This window comes from Shewanella psychrophila (assembly GCF_002005305.1).
GTDB lineage: Bacteria > Pseudomonadota > Gammaproteobacteria > Enterobacterales > Shewanellaceae > Shewanella > Shewanella psychrophila.
In genome coordinates this window covers 4551342-4573743 of sequence record NZ_CP014782.1, presented here as the reverse complement: position 1 = coordinate 4573743, position 22402 = coordinate 4551342, and the positions used below count along the sequence as shown (strand labels likewise).

At 42.4% G+C, this 22402-nt stretch carries 20 protein-coding genes; 16 read left to right on the top strand and 4 right to left on the bottom strand.

Going from position 1 to position 22402, the window contains the following annotated elements; genetic code table 11:
- Positions 1 to 265 precede the first annotated feature (265 nt).
- Both sps_RS19805 and sps_RS19800 read left to right on the top strand, forming a co-directional pair.
- Complete coding sequence (locus sps_RS19805; protein WP_077754076.1) at positions 266 to 2113, top strand: aryl-sulfate sulfotransferase; 1848 nt, start codon at positions 266 to 268, stop codon at positions 2111 to 2113.
- 45 nt (positions 2114 to 2158) lie between these two features.
- On the top strand, positions 2159 to 3367 hold the full coding sequence (locus sps_RS19800) for an IS256 family transposase (RefSeq protein WP_077751066.1): 1209 nt from the start codon (positions 2159 to 2161) through the stop codon (positions 3365 to 3367).
- A 169-nt stretch (positions 3368 to 3536) separates the two neighbouring features.
- Here sps_RS19800 and sps_RS29100 read toward each other — a convergent pair whose 3' ends face one another.
- Positions 3537 to 3659, bottom strand: coding sequence for a hypothetical protein (locus tag sps_RS29100; RefSeq protein WP_257788637.1), 123 nt, complete (start codon positions 3657 to 3659; stop codon positions 3537 to 3539).
- Positions 3660 to 3703: 44 nt separating this feature from the next.
- On the opposite strand from sps_RS29100, the gene tnpA reads away from it, so the two are divergent.
- From tnpA to tnpC, 3 genes are read left to right on the top strand one after another with little or no spacing between them, the layout of a single operon-like run.
- On the top strand, positions 3704 to 3994 hold the full coding sequence (gene tnpA / locus sps_RS19795) for an IS66 family insertion sequence element accessory protein TnpA (RefSeq protein ID WP_077751527.1): 291 nt from the start codon (positions 3704 to 3706) through the stop codon (positions 3992 to 3994).
- Positions 3994 to 4338 carry an IS66 family insertion sequence element accessory protein TnpB gene (tnpB, locus tag sps_RS19790; protein WP_077751064.1) on the top strand — a complete coding sequence of 115 codons (345 nt, stop codon included), beginning with the start codon at positions 3994 to 3996 and terminating at the stop codon, positions 4336 to 4338. The genes tnpA and tnpB overlap by 1 nt, the downstream gene beginning before the upstream one ends.
- Before the next feature lie 27 nt (positions 4339 to 4365).
- Positions 4366 to 5928 (top strand): IS66 family transposase, encoded by a 1563-nt coding sequence (gene tnpC / locus sps_RS19785; RefSeq protein ID WP_077754075.1) that lies wholly within the window; start codon positions 4366 to 4368, stop codon positions 5926 to 5928.
- Between the two features lie 30 nt (positions 5929 to 5958).
- Here tnpC and sps_RS19780 read toward each other — a convergent pair whose 3' ends face one another.
- Positions 5959 to 6588, bottom strand: a complete 630-nt coding sequence (locus sps_RS19780; RefSeq protein WP_077754074.1) for a response regulator transcription factor — start codon at positions 6586 to 6588, stop codon at positions 5959 to 5961.
- A gap of 391 nt (positions 6589 to 6979) precedes the next feature.
- On the opposite strand from sps_RS19780, the gene sps_RS19775 reads away from it, so the two are divergent.
- Positions 6980 to 7240 carry a hypothetical protein gene (locus sps_RS19775; protein ID WP_077754073.1) on the top strand — a complete coding sequence of 87 codons (261 nt, stop codon included), beginning with the start codon at positions 6980 to 6982 and terminating at the stop codon, positions 7238 to 7240.
- Between the two features lie 78 nt (positions 7241 to 7318).
- On the opposite strand, the gene sps_RS19770 is transcribed toward sps_RS19775, so the two are convergent.
- Positions 7319 to 8284, bottom strand: coding sequence for a hypothetical protein (locus tag sps_RS19770; protein WP_077754072.1), 966 nt, complete (start codon positions 8282 to 8284; stop codon positions 7319 to 7321).
- A 321-nt stretch (positions 8285 to 8605) separates the two neighbouring features.
- Between sps_RS19770 and sps_RS19765 the strand changes: the two genes are divergently transcribed.
- Genes sps_RS19765 through sps_RS19755 form a run of 3 tightly spaced genes read left to right on the top strand, consistent with a single transcriptional unit; the run spans position 8606 to position 9273 of the window.
- Positions 8606 to 8803: a hypothetical protein gene (locus sps_RS19765; RefSeq protein ID WP_077754071.1), complete on the top strand. Its 198-nt coding sequence runs from the start codon at positions 8606 to 8608 to the stop codon at positions 8801 to 8803.
- Entirely contained in the window at positions 8793 to 9032 is a 240-nt protein-coding gene (locus sps_RS19760; RefSeq protein ID WP_077754070.1) for a hypothetical protein, read from the top strand. The genes sps_RS19765 and sps_RS19760 overlap by 11 nt, the downstream gene beginning before the upstream one ends.
- A 7-nt stretch (positions 9033 to 9039) precedes the next feature.
- Complete coding sequence (locus sps_RS19755; protein WP_149027314.1) at positions 9040 to 9273, top strand: hypothetical protein; 234 nt, start codon at positions 9040 to 9042, stop codon at positions 9271 to 9273.
- Positions 9274 to 9721: 448 nt separating this feature from the next.
- On the opposite strand, the gene sps_RS19750 is transcribed toward sps_RS19755, so the two are convergent.
- Complete coding sequence (locus sps_RS19750; protein ID WP_077754068.1) at positions 9722 to 12436, bottom strand: TonB-dependent receptor; 2715 nt, start codon at positions 12434 to 12436, stop codon at positions 9722 to 9724.
- A 766-nt stretch (positions 12437 to 13202) separates the two neighbouring features.
- Here sps_RS19750 and sps_RS19745 point away from each other — a divergent pair.
- The 7 genes from sps_RS19745 (at position 13203) to sps_RS19715 (ending at position 22395) form a co-directional block, all read left to right on the top strand.
- Positions 13203 to 13472, top strand: a complete 270-nt coding sequence (locus sps_RS19745; RefSeq protein ID WP_077754067.1) for a hypothetical protein — start codon at positions 13203 to 13205, stop codon at positions 13470 to 13472.
- 421 nt (positions 13473 to 13893) lie between these two features.
- On the top strand, positions 13894 to 14940 hold the full coding sequence (locus sps_RS19740) for an OmpA family protein (RefSeq protein WP_077754066.1): 1047 nt from the start codon (positions 13894 to 13896) through the stop codon (positions 14938 to 14940).
- A gap of 383 nt (positions 14941 to 15323) precedes the next feature.
- Positions 15324 to 18728, top strand: a complete 3405-nt coding sequence (locus tag sps_RS19735; protein WP_169915851.1) for an Ig-like domain-containing protein — start codon at positions 15324 to 15326, stop codon at positions 18726 to 18728.
- Between the two features lie 258 nt (positions 18729 to 18986).
- A complete protein-coding gene (locus tag sps_RS19730; RefSeq protein ID WP_169915849.1) occupies positions 18987 to 19856 on the top strand; it encodes an EAL domain-containing protein in 870 nt (289 codons plus the stop codon).
- A 406-nt stretch (positions 19857 to 20262) separates the two neighbouring features.
- On the top strand, positions 20263 to 21027 hold the full coding sequence (locus sps_RS19725; protein ID WP_077754063.1) for a winged helix-turn-helix domain-containing protein: 765 nt from the start codon (positions 20263 to 20265) through the stop codon (positions 21025 to 21027).
- Positions 21012 to 21554 carry a hypothetical protein gene (locus sps_RS19720; protein ID WP_077754062.1) on the top strand — a complete coding sequence of 181 codons (543 nt, stop codon included), beginning with the start codon at positions 21012 to 21014 and terminating at the stop codon, positions 21552 to 21554. The genes sps_RS19725 and sps_RS19720 overlap by 16 nt, the downstream gene beginning before the upstream one ends.
- A gap of 169 nt (positions 21555 to 21723) precedes the next feature.
- Positions 21724 to 22395 (top strand): hypothetical protein, encoded by a 672-nt coding sequence (locus sps_RS19715; RefSeq protein WP_169915847.1) that lies wholly within the window; start codon positions 21724 to 21726, stop codon positions 22393 to 22395.
- The last annotated feature ends 7 nt before the right edge of the window (positions 22396 to 22402 follow it).

Below are 22402 nucleotides of genomic sequence, written 5' to 3'. Positions count from 1 at the left end.
AATGAAACACTTTTTTAACCTTTTAGTTACCCCCTTATTGTTTCTTTAAGGTTACAGATGTTGTCACTACCTCTGGTTTGCGTTGTTATTTCACACTATGAGGATACATTGCTGAAACGCTTTGGTTATTTCAGGTTCTTGTTTAATGCTGTAAAACAAATATGTTTCATTAAGGTATCTAATGGTTTTTATTAGATCTGGTGAGGTGTTAAATGTTGTTAAAGTAATTTGTTTTTTGTTTATTCTTATTGTTAAGGATGTATAAATGAGTAAGTTAAATTTATTTAAGTCAGTAAGCTTGGCTGCCATATTCACAGTCGGTGCGTTATCAACAACAGCGACATTCGCTTATAACGGTGAGCCGCGTGTTTTACCTGAACAGGGGGTTGACGTTACTAATGCCGTTGTTAAGGCGCATAAGGACATTTATGATGGATTACTAGGTGATATAACGAGTAATAACACACTAGGAGTAAAGCCTATTGTTACTTTAAATCCATATGGGACTGCGCCATTGAGCGCATATGTTGGTTTTTGGAACGAAGATACAAGTAAGTCATTTGAGGTATCTGTAACTTCTAAAAACTCAACAGTACCTATAACTTTAAGTCATGTTTATACACCCGATACCGGTGCCAACTTACTCGTTGTTTCTGGTCTTGAACCAGATACACTTAATACGATTACTGTAAAGGAAAGTGATGAAAATACACCGTTTTCTTATACTTATGTTTACCATCTGCAAACAGAGCCTTTGGCACCAACTGATGCCGAAATGGTTGATGGTGAGTATGTGATTTCTGGTACGCCGATCTTTGATGTTAAATATTCAGACTCCGATTTCAGTAAACGTAGTGATGGGATCTACATGACCTCGTACTATGGGCGTGGTCACTACGGTCTAGATAATAATGGAGATGTGCGTTGGGCATTAACTAATGACGTCATTCCATCGTTTAACTTTAACCTAGTTGGCGATGGTCGTTATGTATCCAATGGTTCAACCGTTGTTGATAATGTGACTGTTAGTAGTCCAGCGACTAACAAGACAATCTACGAGTGGGATATCATGGGTCGCGTTTATAGCGTAACTAATATGCAATATGAAGCACACCATACGACCATACTCGTTGATGGAGATAGTTCGCAACTTTTACTACCATCTGAGAAGTCAGACTATAATGATGGTGCTGAATTAACTCGTGAAGATGGTGTATCCATTATAGACCGAGCTACTGGTACTGAAGTTAACTATTATGACTTTTCAAAATTATTAGATAGTAATCGGGCGCCTACCATTATTAATGGTGATGGTGACAATCGTAACGACTGGGCTCATTTAAATGCAGCCTATAATGATGCTACTCAGGACCTTATCATCGCTTCTTTACGTAATCAAAATGTTTTTGTTGGTATTACTCCACAAGACAATGCTGATGCGACTATTAGTTTTATAGCGGGTTCCCATCATGAGTGGTCTACAGAGTTAGAGCAATACTTGTTAACGCCTGTAGATGCAGATGGTACGGCTCTTTATAATCTAGAAGATACTGCTGATATTGATAAGGCGGATAAAGAGTTCTGGACTTGGGGCCAACATGGAGTTACACCTCTACCAAGTAGTGTGAAGGGTATTGTTAGACTTGCCATGTTTGATGATGGTAATTATCGTTCATACGATCCTGATTTACAGCTAGTGGCCGCTGACAATTGGGGTCGTTACGTAGAGTTCACTATCGACTTATCGAAAATGACCATTAGTAAAGATGCTGAGTGGGGTAAAGAACTCGGCGGTATTTTCTACTCGTCATACGTAGGTAACGTTTTTAGAGACCCTATAAACGGAAACATGCTAATCAACTCTGGTGGTGCTATGGTTGATGGTAATGGTATACCTACAGAACTTGATTCAGGTACAGGTCCTTTGGATCCAGATGTAGATCCATATACGAGTGAGAGTCGTCCTATATTCGTAGAAGTGCAGCAGAATGAGGATGGTTCATATAACAAACTATTTGAATTAGTGGCTACGTCGGGCCGAGTTAAGACTCCTGATGATGGTGAAGGCAATACATGGCGGATAGATATGGAGCCTGTAAATAATTTTGTGTAACTACCTTTCAATCAGTACCCTATGTGGGTCAATGGAAGGTAGAGTATGAATAAAAAAGAACTAGAAGCATTCGCTAAACAAGCCGCTAAAGGCATTAAAACCGAAGCCGATTTAAATGACTTTAGGGCTATGCTAACCAAAGTCACTGTTGAGGCCGCATTAAATGCTGAACTCGATCATCACTTAGGCTATCAAAAAAACGAGAAGGTCGCGGCTGGTAATAACCGCAATGGCTACTCCCACAAACAAATAAAGACCGAAGATGGATGCTTCGAGTTAGACACTCCCCGTGACCGAAATGGTAGCTTTGAGCCTGAGATTGTTAAAAAGAACCAAAGCCGCTTCACCTCGATGGATGACAAAATTTTACATCTTTATGCGAAAGGAATGACGACACGAGATATTGTCGATACCTTTGATGAGATGTATGGCGCAGAGATATCACCAACGCTAATTTCTCGCGTCACTAACTCAGTCCTTGAGCGTGTCGTCGAATGGCAATCTCGTCCGCTAGAACCCGTGTATCCTATCGTTTACCTTGACTGTATTGTGGTTAAAATCAGGGAGAACAGTAAGGTCATCAACAAAGCTATTTTCCTCGCGCTTGGCGTTAACCTCGAAGGCCATAAAGAGTTACTTGGCATGTGGATAGCAGAGAACGAGGGCGCTAAGTTTTGGTTAAATGTACTGACAGAGCTTCAAAATCGTGGACTCAAAGATATCCTCATCGCCTGCATTGACGGTCTAAAAGGTTTTCCTGATGCCATAAATACCGTGTTCCCAAACACTCAAATCCAGCTCTGCATCGTCCATATGGTTCGAAACTCGATGAAGTTTGTGCCGTACAAAGATTACAAGGCGGTGACAGCTGATTTAAAGAGGATTTACCAGTCAGTGACCGAAGAGGAAGCGTTGCTTAATTTGGAACGTTTTGGCGAGCAATGGGACGCTAAATATCCTAGTATCTCAGCATCCTGGCACAGGCACTGGACTAATCTTAATACGCTATTTAATTACCCTCAAGACATCCGGAAAGCCATCTATACAACTAATGCTATCGAGTCATTAAACAGTGTGATTAGGAAAGCAATCAAGAATCGTAAGCTCTTCCCAAATGATGACTCAGCGAAGAAAGTCGTTTACTTGGCGATTATGCAAGCTTCGAAGAAGTGGACCATGCCGATAAGAAACTGGAAACCAGCACTCAATCGTTTTATTATTGAATTTGAAGATCGAATAGCAGACTATATATAATTTAGGTAGTTACACAGAATCTGCTACAGGGTCTAGATATGAGTAATTTCTTTGTTATCAAAAAAGACTTGTATGAGTAACTCATAATTTTGATTATGTGACAGCTGCTTGTAAAGTCCTGAAGGTGGCACTATTGAGTCGTGCCCCTTCAAATCCAGATAACAAAACATTAAGCCGCAATGAACTCCTGCTCAATCAGGCTATAACCTTTGCCACGTAAACTCTTTATGGCACCTTCAGGGATGTTTGCTGCTTTGTAACCGATCAATATAGGACGTCTTCCTAAGATCATTTGATGTGGCTACTCTCAGGGTAAACCTAATACTGAGAATGCTCATGGCTAAACCTCATCTCACCGACGCTCAAAAATCTACCCTCCTGGACAAGTGGTGCACAACGCCTTTATCTATGCAGGACTTCTGTCATCAGGAGAACATTTCAACTTCTTCTTTCAATCGTTGGCGCCAGCAGTTAACGGTTCCTCCAGAAATCCAGGCTACCGAAGCCGACTGGATAGCGCTTGAGCCCGCTAAGCAAGATAAGCTTCCCGTGTTACCTGACCCAAAACCAAACTGGAACATTGAGCTTGTGCTCCCTGGTGATGTCATTTTACGACTACGATACTGATGTTATTGCCCAGTCCGGATTTACGCATATGGTTGTATGCCAAACCCGTGGACATGCGCAAGCAGTTTGATGGCTTAATCGTATTAGCTAAGCACCAACTCCACGCTTCTCCCATGAGTGGTGAGCTGTTTGTGTTCATTAATCGCAAGCAGACCATGATGAAGGTGCTGTATTTCAGTCGCGGAGGATACTGTTTGTGGAGTAAGCGGCTTGAGTTAGGCCGCTTTCATCACGTTGAGGGTAACGGGGATAAAATCAATCTCACCTGGACTCAACTACAGTGCCTCATCGAAGGCATTAATTGGCAAAAACAAGTGAAAAACAAACGGTTTAGTTCGTTATAACTGGCTGTTTTTGATATAATATCAGCCATGAAAACAACTATCCAGACAGCTTCGTTATCACAAGAAATTGAGCAGCTAAACGCTCAAAATTCTGAGCTGTCTGAAAAAGTGCTCACGCTGCAACAGCAACTCGACTGGTTTAAGCGCCAGTTATTTGGCCGCAAGTCTGAAAAGCTGTTAGAGGATAATCCCAATCAAGAAGTCTTATTTGACCGCCTTGAGTCTGGGGAGCAAGAGCCTGAAGACAAGCAACAGATATCCTATACCCGCTCAGCAAAAAAACGCACCGGCAATGAAGTGAATGACACCGGCTTGCGCTTTGATGACACGGTACCTACTAAGGTTATTGAACTTAAGGCGCCAGAGCTAGAAGGTGACGATGCTGAGCAGTATGAGGTTATCGGTTATAAAGAGACTCATCGCTTGGCTCAACAGCCGGGCAGCTACACCATTCTTATCTACAAGCGTTCCGTCGTCCGTCACAAAACTGAGCATTGCCTTAGCGTACAACCTGCACCCGATAACGTGCTCGACGGGTGTTTTGCTGATGTCTCTGTTATCGCCGGCATCATGGTCGACAAGGGAGTCTATCATTTACCCTTGTATCGCCAGCACCAAAAAATGCTTGATAGCGGCGTTCAGGTCAGCCGGGCTACTCTCATTAACTGGGTAAAACGGGGCATCGAACTGTTAACGCCTATCTACCGAGCTCAGCTACAGCATATCCTCACCAGCTCTACACTGGCCATGGATGAAGTACCGATGAAAGCAGGGCGTAAAGCGAAAGGTAGGATGAAACAGACTTACTTTTGGCCCATCTACGGTGAAGATGATGAAGTCGCCTTCACCTGGTCATCAAGCCGTGGAGCTAAGCACGCCAAGGAACAGTTAACAGGTTTTACCGGTGTACTGCTCAGTGATGGTTACCAGGCTTATACCAATGTGATAAAAGCACTTAATCGTGATAACGAAGCGAACATCATCCATGCCACCTGTTGGGCTCATACTAGGCGCTACTTCGATAAATCTTTACTCATGGAGCCGGAATTGGCTAAAGAGGCCTTAAAGCAAATCGCCGAGCTCTACAAAATCGAAAAACACATCCGCGATAACCTGACCTACAGCGATGAAATCCTCGCTTATCGGCAAAAGTGGAGTGAGCCCATCGTCGATAGCTTCTTCAAATGGCTCTATGACCAACGGCAACGCCCAGAGATTTTACCGAGCAACCCGTTAAGCAAGGCCCTTAGTTATGCACTTGATAGAAAAACAGAACTTAAGGTCTTCTTGAGTTACCCAGCTGTGCCTATCGATACCAATCACTTGGAGCGAGCTTTACGAGTCATACCCATGGGAAGGAAAAATTATCTATTTTGCTGGACCGAACTGGGGGCGGAGCAGTTGGGGATGCTGCAAAGTTTACTGGTTACCTGCCGTCTGCAAGGGATTAATCCTTACACTTACCTCGTCGATGTCCTGCAACGCGTCAGCCAGCAGCCAGCTTCGAAAGTTGAAGAACTCACGCCGCGAGTGTGGAAGACGAAATTTGCCGACAACCCACTCACATCAGATTTGATGCAGACTTCTTAATCTCCTGCAATACCGTCCTATATTGATCGGTTACGCTGCTTTTAGCTTTTTACGCAGCCGACAGATGATTAAATCAATGCTTCTGCTCCAGCCATCGTAGGCGTATCCGTTTAGGACATATGAGATTTCATCTCTATTGACTAGACTGTTCTTATGTAGCATTAGAAAGTTAAGCACTTTACTTTCTTTCTTCTGCAGTTCGATGATTTTTCCACCTATATCACATTGACTGAGTTCTGCATCGAGTAAGATGTTATTGATGGAGACTGTTGAGCTCGTAGTTTCATTTTCTACAGCATCTTTGGATAACAGGCGATCAATTCGAGCATAAAGTACATTCAGACCACGTTGTTTATTGATAAAGTCATCTCCTCCCGTCTCTAGCGCTTTAATTTCCATCTCTTCGGTGGTAACCGATGAATAAAAAATGACAGGGCATGGACTAATGCTCTTGAGTTTTTGGACAATAGATACACCAGAATCTGTGGGAAGAGTCACGTCTAAAATGATCACATCTAGATTTTTATCTGCTGCATACATGAATGCGGCACCAGAGTCGTAGGCTTGATATGTGATGAAACCTTTACGCTCAAAGAAGCTGCTAATAAGGCGTGAGGTAAACAAGTCATCTTCAACTATCAGTATCGATTTCGCTTTCATAATGTTTACTCCTAAGTTATTGCGTTCTTGCTATAGGAATCATTTTGGGTGAGGAATTGGTGTGAATAAAGTAAATAGATGTGAATTTTCTCGTTGGAAAAAGGTCAGCGTGAAACACTTAAGATACAAATGCTTAAGTGGAATAAAAGCCGAGAATTTATAGGTATTATATTAATTTATGTGGCAATTATCTTTTGGGAACCATGAACTTGAGGCTACTTGGAAGAAATCGATAATTGAGCATATGGAGTTTTCCCACTTGTCTCGAGAGCGCCTGACTGCTAGCTTGATACGTTAAGGATACACATAGTGTGGGTTAACAATGTAAATCTGACGGTTAAAGATTAGCCTGATTATTAGGCTGATTAGTTTAATCTTATAGAGGTGTTCCTTGAGTATCGAGCATGTTGATTTTGTAAAAATCAGGCTAGTGAATGAAGTCTTCTTACCTTTCATTGATCAAGGTTATTTATCACTGGAAGAACTGAGAATGGTGCAGCTCTGGGTACCGGATTACTTTCTGTTGAAGAAAAAGTATCCGGCTAAGGATATAGTGAGCTTATATAAGAGATACCTTGGATTTAAACGGGTATCGATTATGCTTGAGGGCATGGAGGTTGATTTGTTGGCACAGCCATCGAGTGTTCACTAAGCATGGCATGTTTCAAACCCGCGAATGAATAATGGCGAGTGTTTATTTATCATTTACAGCTTTAGCTTTAGTCTAGGTTTAAAGCTCAGGTCTATAGTTCAAATTTAGGCCTATATATCCACTGGATGAGACCTGAGTGTCTATGCCGTGTATTTGACTTCCAGAAACCCTGAGACCTCGAATCCCTCCTAGACCTCCATTAAGTGATATCCACACGTTATTGACTATTCTACGTTCAAGAGTCAAACCAAAATCCCATGCATCAAAATTGATGTTGGCTTCACCTGATTTATTATCTATTTCCCAAGACGTTCCAGAGGGTGAAGCGCCCAGAGTGAATAACCAATTGTCATCAGGGGCATAAAGGACAGAGGGCCAAGGTAACATGGCATTGATACTCCAATGCTCATTAACTTCCCAAGAGGCACCTAGGTAGGGTAGATAGGTGTTTTCACTGCCACCCACATCGAGGTAAAAGCCAAATGCCCACCATAATGTTTCGCTCTGAACATAGCGACCAAATAGGCCGCCGAGTGTCTGCCAACTCCAATCTGAATTATCTAGTGAACTTTTATTGGCCATAGGCATAACAAAGGCCGCGGTTTGCCAGTTCGGGTTTACTTGTCTCAGCCAGGCTAGCGGTATTCCCACTGAGTTAACATGAAAGGATGGGTACTTGGCATCTTTCGAAGAGAAATAATTATGAGATAAATACCCTCCTATAGCGAGTGCGTCTTTTTTGTCCATTAATATAGGCAAGCCAGCAGATAGATAGAGTTGTTCCAGTTCGAAGCTGGCCTGAGTGACACCATCGCCTTCAAGTTCAAAAGAGGTGTAGTTTCTGACTCCAATTGTTGCAAGAGGAAAAGAGGGGACGTATGAATGGCTACGTAGAAATTCGATATCACTCTTTTTAAAGTCTCGCATATCTTCTTGTATTAAACCGGGTTCATCGGCCTTTATAGGTTGCGATACTGTTAACCCTGACAGTAAAATAAAGCTGTTTAATAGGCATAAACCTATGCCAAAGTGATTGTGAATCAAAATATATATCCCTTGCTACTGACTGTAAGCCCACTCTGTCTTGATAATAGTCCATATGAAAATCATATAGGTATCTCATTTCCATATAAATATAATTGAAATTTGCTATAGGGCTATTAAAAATTATGCTTAGTGAATTGGCGAAGGAAAAGGAGCTGTTGAGTAACTTTAATGAAACAAAGTGATTGAACTTATCGGCGATAATTCTTCCAGTCTTAATGGACTTTTCAAGATGCTTGTAAAACTGTCGCTCTTCTCAATATTGTTAAGAGCTTTTTTTACATGCTTTTGTCATTTTTCTCGATAATTAAAGAGCCTACTATGCCATTTTTATTTGCTAATTCCTGTGCGATAGATCATGAGTGCACACAGTCCAGTGTCAGCCGTTGGTTATGGATGCTTGAAGTATGTGAGAGTAAGATTATTCAGTCTAAGGGGCGTAAAAAGATTTTTGAGCATTTTAAGAGTCTAGATGAAGCAAAAGTCTTCACTGAGTCTAGGCGGATACATGACAAATGAAAGTCAGAGGATCACCCCCTTTAATTATAGTAAAGAACATGCCGATCCTATTGAATCAGGAGTGAAGGAAAAGTCGAGATCCAAGACAAAGCCAAAAAATAAGGCCGATATCAAGCTGCGCACGGTTCGTCATGACATTGAGGTGCGAATGGAACTGCGGGCATTGAGCTGCGCATTAGATCTCGAAGAGGGAGAAGTTATCTCTCTGCTGAATCATGAAGACGAGTGAGAATACTATGAAGCATTGCCAATATTGCTTTCTGATCAATGAACAACACTGTGTAAATACCTGTGTCCTGAGTCTTGAGCCAAGTCGTTATGTTTTTTCTCAGATTGGAGAGTTTTGGTATTTAACCCATCCTGAAGTTTACGATCCCATTGCGACAATCAACCAGCTGGAAAAAGAGACTATCATCCTTTTTAAGCGGTTGCTTGGACAGTTAAGAAACAAGAAGGTCGTTAGTAAATAAAGAGGCTTAGCCTCTTTATTTACTAACAGCTAGCTCTCCTATCTCTAGCGACTAGATCCCGAGTTGTTGCTGTTCTCTAATACTTTAGCGTATTCAGCAGATTTCCTCATTATCTAAAACACGACTCGTCAAACGCCTGCAATCATCTCTATACATTACCCTGTGCGATAAATTTCTCTTTAAAAACTAACGTAGTTTCATATGGTTTAGCTATTGAGGATTTAGGCCGTAAAGAGTTTAGCCGAAGATTTTGAAGTCTGTCTTCTGAATAAGAGATGCATAAGCGCTTTTAAAAGCAATAAGAGGGATCACAAGGGACTTAACATGGGGGAGGAAGATAAATAGATGAAAGTGCAGCAGGAAGCTTAAGTTTCCTGCTGCATTTATTATTGACTCATTTAGTCATCTAATCACTCCGTCACTAACTAAGCGTAGAGCCTACTTGGCGCTAGAATACTCCTCTAATGCCTAATGAATATCTTGGGCCGGTTTCTGTGACTTTTAATACCTGATTCGAGTATTCAGCCGTCTTCACGGTTAACTCATTGGTAATATTGATCCCTTCTATAAATAGGGTTAAGTTTTCGTTGAAATCATAGCTACCGCTGATATCCACCTGGGCATAATCTTCTACATAATGGGCGCCGCGCCATGACAAAGGCTTAGACTGCATGAATCTCGAGCGATTGTTGTAGGCGATACGGAATTGAACCGCGTCTTTCTCATAGAATAAGATCAAGTTCTGTGAATCACCAAGGCCAACCAAAGGCAGGGGATCTCCAGAGGTTGAAGAACTCGAATCGCTATCGACTATGGTCATGTTAGCGATAAAACCTAATCTATCTAGAGGCTCTGGCAGGCTGGTAAACATGTGCTGTATGGCAAACTCGTAACCCGTTATCTGAGCATCATTCTGGTTTACTGGACGGGTCATTTTATAGTCGTAATCGCCACTGGGAACGCTCACCACTTCCTGTATTTCTTCGGTTTCCAAATATCCAGAGATATCTTTCCTAAAGGCGGCTACAGACGCATAACTGCCCTCCTGGTAATACCACTCTAGAGAGAGATCATAGTTATTACTGGTGAATGGCATCAACAAGGGGTTAGCGCCTTTGCCCTTTAAGCTATTAAGGTGTCCACCGCTATAGCTAGACAGGGGCGACATCTCATCGAGTTCGGGACGGGTGATGCTCTTAGAATACGCCACGCGCACGATAAAATCCTCGATCACTTCGATATTGGCATTTAGGCTAGGTAGCCAGTTATCGTAACTATTGCTTGCTTCTACGGGTAAGTAATCTTCAGATTCTACTGCACGTACGACTCCGTCTTCATTAGGCGCAGACACCAGATCTAGTAACGCGATCTGATTTCCTTTAGATTTACTGGTCGTTTCTACGTAACGTATGCCTGTAACGACTTTCCATGGCATGTCATAGAGGTAGCCGTCGAAATGAAAATCGGCGTACAAGGCATTGAGCGTTTCATTGACTTCATAGGCCGTCGGTGAGGCATACATCTGTGTACCGTATTGGTCCAGTAAAGCATGGCTTGCTGCAGGGTCGTCGAGCTGCGCCATCACTTCATCGGATGTGACGTAGTCGAACCAGGCCTCAGAGTTAAATGTGAGCCAGTTTTGAGCCGATGCACCGTCGCCTCCGGATAAGAAGCCATCGGCATCGAAATGACTGAACAGATTTGGATCTAAATAAACAGGTGAGCTGTTATCACCCCATATGACAGGTACCGGCCATTTTGTACTATAGTCTGTGCTGCCGAAGGTTCTGTCTGAGTAGAGCACACCGAAGTTAATTGTTGCCAATGCACCACTATCGACTATCCATTCACCATCGAGTTTAACTTCTAAGACTTCATCATCGATTTGGGTACCAGATCTATCGCCCCAACCTGCTGTTAAGCCATTGGATGAGTTATTGGTATTGAAGATGATTGAAGGTCGTAGGGCACCTGAGCTTCTGTCGTAGCTATAATCCCCGGGGCGCGCGGCGACGGTATCAGTCATGCCAGCTAATGGATCCGAAGAGGCCTGGGAGTATGAAATGTCGGCGGCTAAGTTGATAGTGTCATTTAAGTCCCAGTCCGCATTAAAACCAAAGGCCTTTAGCTGGTTCTCTGTTTGCGATTGTCGCACCATGAAATCACTGTGACTGCCATTACCCATGGACAGCTGTACCACAGTGCGGTTGTTATCCAGAGTGACATCGGTGAGCTTATTCTCTTCGAACCAATGGGCGAGGATATCTTGCCTGTAATCGACATCATACTTTGAATAGAGTGCATCGAGCGTGAAGGTCAGGTTATCCATGGGCGCGTATTGAAATACCAGATTACCTCCTGTGCGCTCACGGGACTCAGTTTGCGCTATTTGATCATAATTCTGCGGCATATAGACATCATCAAACGTGCGCCCGTCGTTTAGTGTTAGATCGGTTCGTTCGTAATAAGCGGTATTGGCTTCATCGTAGCGGCTGTCTCTTTGACTATGAGCCAAGGATAACAGCACACCGAACTTCTCATCATCAAAAGTATTACTGATGAGCCCTGAGAATTGTGGGCTGGTAGTGCCGCTCATCTCGTCATACACGGCTTTAACACTGCCCGTGGCCTTAAATCCGGGAATGGCTAAAGGTTTAAAGGTGGTGATATTGACCGTTGCACCGATAGCGCCTTCCTGTAGGTTAGCCGACTGAGTCTTATATACCTCGGCGCCGCTGATGAGTTCAGAAGCTAAAATATCGAAGTTAAAAGAACGTCCACCACTGGTCGTCGCCATGGTTCTCTTGTTTATCAGGGTGGTATTAAACTCAGGCCCGAGTCCTCTGACTGTGATCGACTGGCCTTCGCCACCGGATCTGTCGATGGATACGCCGGTGATTCTTTGTAGTGATTCGGCGACGTTTTGATCGGGGAATTTACCTATATCTTCCGAGGTGATCGCATCGACAACACTGTCAGATCCTTTCTTGATATCCTTGGACTTTATCAGACTCCCTCTGATCCCGGTAACTGCGATTACTTCTATGTCAGAATTGGCTTCTGCCTGTGAACCTTCTGTGGCATTAACATTCGCTGACATCCCTAGGTTGAGTGCTATCAATCCTGATAAATAACTAACCTTTATCCGATTTAGTCTGTTCATCTAATCCCTTCTTATTGTTTGTTAGATTATTGGAGTTTTGATATATAACGTTAATAGGGTCTTAACAAATTCGTTACGAAGGAATAGTGCATTTGGGATTGTGGTATATTGTATCCACAGGGTTTTATCTGTCAGGTATATAGCTTTATCTACATGCTTTAGAAGCGAAATTGAAATATTGGTGAAACATGGGCGTCACTGACTTGATGAATAATGTGTACGAGCGTTTAGGGAGGCTATGATGAAACTAGGTCCTCCATACATAGTTAAACTGGAAAATTACTGCTCATTATGTGGGTCTGTATGTAAGCATGAAATGGAAGTTATGTTCTTTCCCTAAACATTCGATAAAATTATTGACCTCAAATTTCAAACTCACACCAATGTTGGAGAATTTATGAGTATAGAAGTGTTACTACTCTATTTAGAACAGGTGTTGTCGCGGCGACTGTAGGCGCTGCGTTACTATTGTTTGTGATTTTTTTGATAAAGAAAAAATAGTACCCCAATCTAAACCTTAAGCCTGAATGTAAAGGCTTACGTGAGTTTAATAAAATTCCTGAAACAGGCTCGAAACATTAACCAACTAAGTCACTGTTATATTGAAGACAGATGCTTGAGATTATCTGTAATACATAATTAGCCTCGTGTTTGTTACAGAATAAGATCTGTTAATTAGCAAACAGGGTCATTACTCCAGTAATGCCATCACTTGAAATCTCAAGCATCTGCCTAATTTATCCTAACCCAATTCTTGGTGTGTAACATGAATATTAGTGAGCAAGATCTATTACAAGTTCAGATGATCAATGATTATTTTGAACTTTATTCAGATATTGAGATTTGGACATGTGAAGTACTTAATAATGTTGAATTTTGGATACCCGAATATTATAAATTAAGAGATAAGTATTCGGCAGTCGAAATTGACTTTTTGTTCCTTAAGTATCCTTTCTTTCAGTGGATATCTCAACTTTTCGATAATATTGAACTTATCATGTGTGCTGAGGGCGCACCTTCTCCCTTTCAAGATTAACTATCTCCTAGGCATAGTTCCTAACGTCAGACTCCAAAATGAAGGAGTCTGACGCTGTAGCAAGGGCGTTATTATCCTTTTACAGTGTAAGGGCTCGGGTTCTTATTCAATAAATAGTGCATGGCTAAAACTCTCAATATCACTACTTCCTAGTTTTCTAGTCTTTTTACCGTACCCCGTACTTTGACTGTCATATATAAAATTATAAATCGTTATAAATAAACATGAATCCCTTTGTTATCAGTTGGTTATGCTTTTGCTGTGGTTCGTGTTTAACTCTACAATACCGCTCAGAAATTGGAACTAGATTACTTTGGATTGTGCCGTTAATTGCTAATGTCATTCTGTCATTTATTAACTATCACAACCGAGTAACGCAACCGATTTAAAAATGATAAAAATATATGGAGTATGATGTTTAATGCAAAACTTTAATAAAACTTTGATCGGTACACTCGTCATTGCGGCTTTCTCGTTTGGTGCTAGCGCTGCAAATGTAGACAATTCTTGGTATATCGGTGCCGGTATTGGTCAAAATAATTATCAGTCTGTAGATGCTACAAGTCATCTGCAAGATGACAGCGACCTTGCATGGAATGCCTTGGTTGGTTATCAGCTAAACAAATATTTTGCGATTGAGGCTGGCTGGCAAAATCTAGGTACCGATGATGATACTCATCTATGGGGTGGTAGCACCGACGGTAGTGAAGCAATCGATGTCGATGGTTTCACTTTAGGCTTAGTCGGTACGCTTCCTTTAGATGATAAATGGTTTGCTACAGGTGAAATAGGTGCTTATCAATATCATTTAGCCCATGAAATGGGTCAGGGTCAATATGTCAGCGCAACCGATACTGCTGCATACTTCGGTATTGGTCTTGGTTATAACATCACAGATGCATTAGCTGTCTCAGCTAAATACCGTAGATTTGCCGACGTGAATGAAACCGCGTGGAACACAGTTGATATGGACGCGCAGACCATAGGTCTCCAGCTAACCTATCGCTTTGGTATCGAATCTGAGCCAGCCCCGCAGCTCATCACTGAAACTAAGCCTGTGATAGAAGCAAAAGTTGAACCCAAAGTAGAACCAAAGTATCAGACTAAAGTAGAAAAAGAAGAAGTGACTATTCTATTTGGTTTTGACTCATCTGAGCTAAGTTCAACAGGCAAGCGTAAGTTGGATAAGATTGTCAGAGAGTCTAAAAACTCAACTGATGACTCTATCGTGTTAGTTGGTCAGGCTGATAATCGAGGCTCTGCAAGCTATAACATGAAGCTATCTGAGCAGCGTGTTGAAGCTGTTGCTAACTACCTTTTGGATTCTGGTCTGGAAGTTGGTGACCTGAGTAAGCAAGCAATTGGTGAGGAAGCATCTGGTGCTAATAAGACTCAGTCTCGCGCACTAGAGAGAAATGTTGTGGTAGAGCTAACGACCAAGAAACAAGTACTCATTAGCTCACTATAAGCTAAAGCTGTATAGGAAAATATGAAACACGAGGACGAGGTTGCACCGCAAACGGTGATTCTGGAGAGTAGCGCGCCTTAAAACCTTTACAGACCGTTTAACCATCAAAACCAGTTAGCCTGTCTAACTGGTTTTTTGTTTTTGGCAGCAAGGGTGCGTGTTAAAGATTAAAAGAGTAACGCATGACTCATCAGTCATGACCCCAGCTAAACATCACAGACATCGGTGAAGATACAATTTTGAAACAATACTTTTTGGGTGGTGGTTAAAATTCATTCCATCAGCATAGCTCCTAAGCCCCCTGCGTTTACCGCATCGACTTTAACCGGGGGATGTCGCTATGCCATGTTTGAATTTAATTTGTGAGTATGGAGTATAAAACAATGAACTTTACTAAATTATCTCTGCCTCTGGCCATCATTTCTGCGTTGTCGTTAACGGCTTGTGGCAGTGACTCAGATGATACCAAAACATCGGGCCCGGTGAAGCCACTGACGCCGGTGGCCCCAACTTCGCCGCCGCCGGTGGCGTCTTTAACTGTCATGCCGATAAATTACAGCATGCAAAGCGGTGAGACTCTGGTTATTGATGTGTCTTCCGGTGTTGATTTTGCTACACAGGACTGGTCTTTAACTGATTCAAGCCTAACCCATGGTTTAGGCGACATCAGCAATGCTGAGGCACATTCTTTTGTGTTTACCTCGGCGCAATCGGGTGTTGAAGTGATTGATTACAGTGTAACGGCTGATGGCAAGACGGCCACGTCACAGATATTCATTGCGATTAATGATGCGGCAGTGGCTGATAACCTGCAGCCTAGCGCACAAAATGTGGCGTTAACTACCGACAGCGCCAGCGCGGTGAGCGTCGATTTGAGCACCTTGATTGCCGATGCAGATAATGACGCGTTGGAATTGTTGGTGATTAAAGGCGGCGTGGGTGAGTTTTCGTTTGATGGTCTGAATGTTAACTATGTGCCTAACGGTTATGTGGGTGTGGACCATGGGGTGTATGCGATAACCGATGGTCGTGGTGGTTACGCGATGGGGGATATTCTGGTTACGGTCAGCGATGCTAACCCTGTCAAAGCCAATCAATGGCCGACGGCTAAAGACCTGCTGCAAAATACTGACTCTGCAACCGGGATAGACCTTGACTTGGTCGCCCTGGGGTTAATCGGCGATACCGATGGTGATGCGCTGTCGTTGACCCGTGTTATTGGCGCCGAAGGGCGTGTTACCCAGACTTCAGCGACCAGCTTACACTATGAGCCGAATGGTTTCGTGGGCGTGGAAGATTTCAGCTACGTGATTAGCGATGGCAACGAAGGTTATGCCCTTGGTGCGGTGAATGTAACGGTATCGGATGCACAGACACCGAATACGGCGCCGGTGGCGAGTGCGATAGATGCGGGTGTATTTAACTTAACTGCGCAGACGTCGATAGATGTCAGTGGTCATGTGTCTGATGTGAACGGTGATAACTTGAGCCTGGTTTCGGTCTTATCGGCGCAAGGTGTGGCAAGTATTGATGTCAATAATCCGTTGAGCATAGAATATGATGCAAACGGCTTTGTCGGTACGGACACCTTTACTTACGTGGTGACCGATGGCAAGGGTGGCTTTGCGCAGAACACGGTGACGATTGAAATTACTCCGAATAATGTGCCAACGGCCTCGCTTGCGTTGGAAAGTACCCTCAGTAATGAAGTCAAAACCATTGATTTATCAAGTTATGTGGGCGATGTCGATGGTGATACTGTCAGCATAGTGAGCATAGCTGCGGCGACAGCGCCGGCCAGTTTGAGCTTTGATGGTTTAAATGTCACTTATTCGGCCAATGGTTTTGTCGGCACAGACTACATACGGTACACGGTCAGCGATGGGATGAATGAAACCTCAAATACTCTCTCTATCGTGTCTAGCTCAGCTAATGCGATTACTGCGCAGAATGTGGTGGCTACCACTGCGCCGGAGACTGAGGTGGTGATTGGCTTAGCCAGTGCAATTAGTAGCAGTGAGGCGGGCGCGTCGCTGACATTGAGCACGGTTGCGGGTGCCACGTTAGGGGCTGCGGCGATAAATGCCGATGCAAGCACAATAACCTACACGCCAACAGCGGGGCAGTATGGTACCGACCGTTTTGTCTACAGCGTGGTGGATGCTAATGATAACGTCGCTCAAGGTGTGGTGACGGTGACGATAAGTGAGCCAGTAGCGCCGAGCATCAGCTCGCTGTCTATTACCGGTGATTGGATTGCCGGCCAGGCCTTGCAAAGCGACATCACTTGCAGCGATTGTGACAGTGCGTCACATGAATACCGCTGGTCGGTGGGTGGGTTAACGGTATCAACGGAGCCTACTTATGTGTTGACCGAGGCCGATGTCAACAAAAGCGTCCGTGTAGATGTTACGGCATATAATGATTACGGCATGGAAACCCAAGGGTTCCAAACGGTTAAATCCCTGCGGGTGACACAGATATTTGGTTCTCTCCAATCACTTTCCGCTTTAAAAAACGACGGCTCGGTGGTGACTTGGGGGAATGCTTCTTTCGGTGGTGACAGCAGTGCGGTGGCAGCTGAGCTCAGTAGTGGTGTGCTTGAGGTGTTTCCAGCAAAATTAGCCATTGCTGCGTTAAAAGATGATGGCTCAGTGGTGACTTGGGGAGATGCTGGTAATGGCGGTGACAGCAGTACGGTTGCTGCTCAGCTTACTAGCGGTGTGCTAGAGGTGTTTTCAAATGATTATGTTTTTGCCGCGCTGAAAGAGGATGGCTCGCTGGTGATATGGGGGCATCCTAATTATGGTGGTAAGCCCGATGCCGAGACTCAAGCTAAGCTAGATAGCGGCGTGCTAGAGGTGTTGTCCACTGACAAAGCTATTGTGGCACTCAAAAAAGGTGGCGCTGTGGTGGTTTGGGGGGATGCTGCTTTTGGTGGTGACAGCAGTCCGGTTGCGGCTCAGCTCACTAGTGGTGTGGTCGAGGTATCTTCAACTGGTACTTCTTTTGCTGGGCTAAAATCTGATGGCTCTGTGGTGGCTTGGGGGAAGAGCTCGTCCGGTGGGAATATCGATGCCGAGACTGAAACTAAGCTAGGCAACGATGTGGTCGAGGTTTTTTCTAATTGGTATGCCTTTGCTGCGCTCAAAATCGATGAACACACTGATGAGCGCTCAGTGGTGGCCTGGGGGAGTGCTAGTTATGGTGGTGTTATCAATGCCGAGACTGAAACTAAGTTAGGTAGCGATGTGGTTGAGGTGTTTTCGACTTTGCAGGCCTTCGCGGCACTTAAAAAGGATGGCTCTGTGGTTGCCTGGGGGGCTGCTGGTAATGGCGGTGATAGCAGTGCGGTTGCCGCTCAGCTCACTAGGGGTGTGATCGAGGTGTTTTCAACTAATAGTGCCTTTGCCGCAATCAAAGTCGATGAGTTCACTGGTGATCGTTCAGTGGTGGCTTGGGGGAATAGCGCTAATGGTGGTGCTATCGATGCCGAGACTCAAGCTAAGCTAGGCAGCGATGTGGTCGAGGTGTTTTCGAGTAGTACAGCTTTTGCGGCACTCAAAGAGGATGGTTCCGTAGTGGCTTGGGGGGATACTCGTTATGGTGGTGTTATCGATGCCGAGACTCAAGCTAAGCTAAATAGCGGCGTGCTAGAGGTGTCTTTCACTAGTGGTGGCTTCACTGCGATCAAAGAAGATGGCTCAGTGGTGAGCTGGGGCTATCTGGGGACGGCACCTAACGAGGTTGCACCGCAAACGGTGATTCTGGAGAGCAGCACGCCTTAAGACCATTAAATAAAGTTAAAAAATAAAAACCAGTTAGCCTGCCTAACTGGTTTTTTGTTTTTTTCACCACCTACACTAGGGAATAATATTGAGAGTCAGTGTTACAGGGATAGTCTGCACAGCTCTATGTGTACCTTTGTGAAACAATTGAAGCTGGCGGATTTTATAAACTTTCAAAATAAATGCTGTGGGTACTGTCTCATTTTGTGTATAGCACTTAGCATTTCCTTATCATTATTCGAGCTTGAGCGAGAGCATATGCAAAATATTTTAAGTTACAGCGGTAAGCTGAGTCTTGACTCATTGTTTGAGAGATTCTCTAAACTAAATTACACTGATTTCAAGAAAGTTTTTTACTCTAAAGAAAAGGTGAATATTGAAGAGAGTATGATCTTGAATGGCCTGTCCAGAGAGGCTTTCGTGCCCTTCTATCAACCCATCATTGACAGTCATACTGGTCATGTTTTAGGGGCTGAAGTGTTGGTGAGACTCGTCAAGGATAATGGGCTAATCGCGTCTCCTTATGAGTTTATCAATTATGCAGAGAAATCTGGATTAATTATAGAGATCACAGAACAGTTTTTATCTAAAACATTCGATAATTTTAATCAATTAGGCTGGTCTGATAGTGACAAATATTTAAGTATTAACATAGTTCCGGAACATTTGAAGTCGAGACGTCTATTTAAGTTTATTCAAGACTATGTCGAGCGAGGCGTGATCAATGGGAATCAGATCAAGCTTGAGATCACCGAACGATTGGAAATCAACGATCTGCCAGGGGCTCGATCATACCTTGAAGATTTCTATCAACTTGGTATAACTGCCAGCTTAGACGACGCAGGTACTGGTTATGGTTGCTTTCTCTATCTTCAAGAATTGGCACTTAGCTCACTAAAATTAGATAAAATATTCATCGATACCATAACAGAAAACAAAGATACATCAGTATTAGATTCAATCATTGGTTTAGCTAAGAGCTTAAAATTGGATATTGTCGCCGAAGGAGTAGAAAGTCTGAATCAAGTTACTTACCTTAATAGGCGTGGAGTGAAGGCCATTCAAGGTTATGTATACGGCCAACCTATGCCTGCCACGGAGTTTATTGATTGGCAAAGTGCTAAATAGTGATTGTCAATTTAGCCACGGAGTGGCTTGGCAGAAAAGGGGCAAGTTTAACTGCATTATACAAAAATAAACCAACGCTAATTTCAGATTTAAACGTCAATATGTCGTCCAGGCTTACATCTTCAATTTTCACTTACTATACGAATTTAAACATCAATCTCTAGCCAATAGGTGAGTTTCGTACCTTACCATTTATTACCGGCTTCGACTTTCTGTTTCCCCCTATTTAGTCACACCTTTCCTCTCATCTGAATTCAAGTTATTAATTATAATAATACAGAGATGATACATTCTTGATACATTTTGTTGCTGTAAGAGATATATCATTCAATGGCTAAATTTTTGTTTTATAACTTATTGAGTGTTTATTCGCGATTCTGCGGGACCAGTGTAGATGTAAATTACCATGAATAGTGAGAATGATATTACTTACAAAATAGGTCAGAGATACCTATTCAATGTTAAAACTCATCAGTTGACAGATAAGGAAGATAACACCATAACTGAGCTTGGATTGAACGAATCCAGGTTGTTAGCCGTGTTGATCTCTAGTAATGGTGAGGTTGTTACTCGTGAGCAGATCTTAGAAGAGGTGTGGAATCAACGCGGATTAGTGGTAGATGAAACCAGTGTGAATCAAACGGTTTCCCTTTTACGTAAGTTTTTGGGGGACAATGTTAAAGATCAAAAAATAATTAAAACTGTGACAAAAATGGGCTACAAGCTTACTTCCGGTATAAAGGTCGAGAGTGTTGATGCCGAAAGAACATCTTCTTCATTTATCAAATATGTTAATCAAAGACCCATTATTTTTGGCCTCAATGCTGCACTGTTTTCCCTACTTGTATCTTTGTCTGTTTACGGCGGGATAAAACAAGGTGAGGGCTTTAATGGGCGATTGATAGATTATAATAAGGTTGCAATCGATGGTATTGAAATACTTAAATATAAAAACAACAAAATTGACAATGAGCTCTCAACTCTCATCGAAAAGTGCATCTTAATCAATGTTGATGAGAACCTGGCAGAGATAACTAGCGTAATTGTTTCCGCTAAAAAAAAATACTCATTTACCATATTATTTATGCTAGATAATGGCGTGGATTTCTCTCTAGCAGTAAAAGTTAACAAGGGTATACCACTGGAAGATAACTTATGCCAGGTCATTTGAAGCTACTGATTATAGTATTTTTTATCATTTTTTTCTCAGTGGTAAGTTACTTTTGTGTCGGTCTAAGTGGAAAAAACGCTCTAATTTTAAATGATAATGATTGGGTTTTTGATGTGAGGCATTATGTCAATAACACGGATGATTATCTGGTTGATTTTGGAGGGAATATTCAGGGAGTGCTTAAAGGTAGGTTGAGATTTTACAATGTTAATCATTACACGGTTACTTTTCGGGTTGAAGTAAAAGAGTTGGACAAAAATAAAATTACCAATGTGAATAATGAAGTTAACCTGAATGGAGTATGGGATGTTGAAAAAGACATTGTAAATTTTCATTTTGAAAACTTTCAGACATTGAAACCTATGGTATCAGGTAGCGATGAAGAGTTTTTTGTTAATTTGGCTATTAATGTGTTGAATAGAACCTTCGGTGAAGGACAACAAATAACTTGGGTTAGAGGAGATACCTTTGTTTTGAATAATATAAATCAGTCGCAAATTATATTCAATCGATCGGATGGGACTTAGTTTTATACTCTGGATCTGGTTTTTGTAGAACATTAAGGTTTTATGCTAGAACTCGTTTGTTGTTAGTTTTTATTCTGAGGTTAGTGAGGTTCTTTTGCTAAATAAATGCTTTATTTTAAATTCAGTAGTTCATAATCCTTGCTTTAATTTACATCATTCTGACATGAGCTTGAAGTTTAACTCTTATCCTATTGTTAATCATAATGGCGTTGCCATAGCTACCGAGATGATGTTGGTACTGAGTCAGAAAGTTCATCAGCAACATCTTAATGAATTTAATACTGGTAAAACACTTAATCAATTGCTTGGTATCGTGAAAAAAATAGTCATAAATAGTAATGGTTCGATTTTCAATGAAAAACATACACTGATATTTGTCAATATTGAAAGGGCTAGTTTGTGTGATGTGCGTGGGCTTAATCAGATAAGAGAGTTGTCAATTCTTCTACGTCATCTTGGCGGTAACCTAGTTGTAGGCTTAACGAACGCCAATCCATGTAAGCGTTGTCCTAGAGTATTGCAAGGACTGTTATTCCTTAAAGAAAACGATATATTACTGGCAGCCAATGACTTTAATTATCTAGCACAAGATTTCAGAGACTCTGAGCTTAAGAGTCATCTGTATGATTTTGTAAAATTGTCCATGCCGAACACTGATGATGGGATGGATATTCTGGTTGAGTTTATTCACTCTGAACTTGTTTTAAATGGACTCAAGGTGATAGTTGAAGCAGTGGAGATTATGGATCATCTTAAATCATTAGATAAGTCACGTATCTATGGATATCAAGGTCATTTTGTTAAAAGTAAAAAAGCTAAAACTATTTTAGCTGGAGCGTAACAATTGG